Here is a 1,408-nt window from a genome sequence, read left to right on the forward strand (position 1 = left end):
CGTTAGGCTCTATCCGGCAACGTCGAGAAAGGGCCAACGATGCCCTCTCGTCTGCGTTTCATGCGGCTGCGTCCGCAGGAGGCCGCGCTCATCGCGATCACCGCGGTCTGGGGCAGCACGTTCCTGCTGGTGCACTGGGCGATGGAGCACGCGGGTCCCTGGTTCTTCGTCGGCATCCGATTCCTCATCGCAGGGCTCATCAGCGTCGTGATCTTCCGCCGCGTGCTGCACGGCATCCGCTGGCGCGACGTCGGCGCGGGCGTCGCGATCGGAGTGATGATCTACCTCGGCTACGGTCTGCAGACGCTGGGGCTGCAGAGCATCGACAGCAGCACCTCGGCCTTCATCACCGCGATGTACGTGCCGCTGGTGCCGCTCGCGCAGTGGGCCGTGTTCCGCAAGCGTCCGCCCGCCATGGCGTTCATCGGCGCGGGGCTGGCCTTCGTCGGGCTGCTGTTCATCGCGGGACCCGACGCCTTCGCGCTGACGCTCGGCGCCGGCGAGATCGCGACCATGATCAGCACCGTGCCGATCGCCGCGGAGATCATCCTGATCAGCCTCTTCGCGGGGAAGATCGATCTCGGACGCATCACCGTCGTGCAGCTGCTGACCGCGGGAGTGCTGGGGCTGCTCACGATGCCGGTGGTGGGCGAGGGCGTGCCGGAGTTCTCCTGGGTCTGGGTCGGCTGCGCGGTCGGGCTGGGGGCGGCGAGCTGTCTGATCCAGCTGACCATGAACTGGGCGCAGAAGTCGGTGTCACCCACCCGCGCGACCATCATCTACGCCGGAGAGCCGGTGTGGGCAGGGGTCATCGGACGCATCGCCGGTGAACGCCTGCCCGCGACCGCACTCATCGGCGGGGCGCTCGTCGTGCTCGGGATCCTCGCGAGCGAGCTGAAGCTCGTCCGGCGACGCGCGAAGCAGGAAGCACCCCCGGAGGTCAGAGCGTGAGCAGCACCTTGGTCGCCCGGCGCTCGTCCATCGCCCGGTAGCCCTCCGCGGCCTCCTCCAACGGAAGGGTCAGGTCGAAGACCTTGCCCGGGTCGATCTTCCGGTCCCAGATGAGCTGGATCAGCTCGGGGAGGAAGCGGCGCACCGGCGCAGGACCGCCGTGCAGGTGCACGCCGGAGAAGAACAGCTCGTCGCCCGGCAGCGCCACGTCGTGGGAGACGCCGACGTAGCCGACATGGCCGCCGGGGCGGGTGGAGCGGATCGCCTGCATCATGGACTCCTGCGTGCCGACCGCCTCGATCACCGAGTGCGCGCCGAGGCCGTTCGTGAGCTCCTTGATGCGCGCGACACCCGCGTCTCCACGCTCGGAGACGATGTCGGTCGCGCCGAACTCGCGCACCAGCGCCTGCCGATCGGCGTGCCGACTCATCGCGATGATGCGCTCGGCGCCGAGCTC

The 1,408-nt window shown here is 69.2% G+C and carries 2 protein-coding genes; one reads left to right on the top strand and one right to left on the bottom strand.

Features of this window, described 5'->3' with window-relative positions:
* Nucleotides 1-39 precede the first annotated feature (39 nt).
* Complete coding sequence (locus KZA10_RS15290; protein WP_256934935.1) at nucleotides 40-951, top strand: DMT family transporter; 912 nt, start codon at nucleotides 40-42, stop codon at nucleotides 949-951.
* On the opposite strand, the gene KZA10_RS15295 is transcribed toward KZA10_RS15290, so the two are convergent.
* Nucleotides 941-1,408: zinc-binding dehydrogenase (locus KZA10_RS15295; protein WP_218683313.1), on the bottom strand; the 468-nt coding region annotated here is incomplete at its 5' end. The two genes, KZA10_RS15290 and KZA10_RS15295, sit on opposite strands and share 11 nt — an antisense overlap.

It is taken from the genome of Microbacterium sp. BF1 (genome assembly GCF_019279095.1).
Classification (GTDB): domain Bacteria; phylum Actinomycetota; class Actinomycetes; order Actinomycetales; family Microbacteriaceae; genus Microbacterium; species Microbacterium maritypicum.